The organism is Shewanella sp. GutCb (assembly GCF_002836135.1).
GTDB lineage: Bacteria > Pseudomonadota > Gammaproteobacteria > Enterobacterales > Shewanellaceae > Shewanella.
In genome coordinates, this window is sequence record NZ_PJBL01000096.1 from 1 (window position 1) to 291 (window position 291).

Sequence of the window (291 nt, forward strand, 5' to 3'; positions counted from 1 at the left end):
TGCATGTAGCTTGAGACTGTGGTTGAAAGAGAAGTAATCCCCCTGTGGCGTGGTGACGTCATAGGTGACCAGCGTGTTGCTGGTGGAGTTTGCGAATAGGTAGTCGCCGCCTAGGCTGAGCTTGTCTTCAAGTAGTCCGCTATAGGTGAAACCAGCGCCCAGATTGATAAACTCATCTTCGATATTGGCGAACCAATCCGGGGTTGAGAAGCTCTGACTGCCAGCTTGATTGGATTCGATCCACTGCTGACCAGCAAAGGCATAGCCAGACAGGTGCTCATCGAGCTGCAA

At 51.9% G+C, this 291-nt stretch carries 1 protein-coding gene; it reads right to left on the bottom strand.

The window, feature by feature from the left end; genetic code table 11:
* Positions 1-291: MtrB/PioB family outer membrane beta-barrel protein (locus CXF86_RS20130; RefSeq protein ID WP_180961122.1), on the bottom strand; the 291-nt coding region annotated here is incomplete at both ends.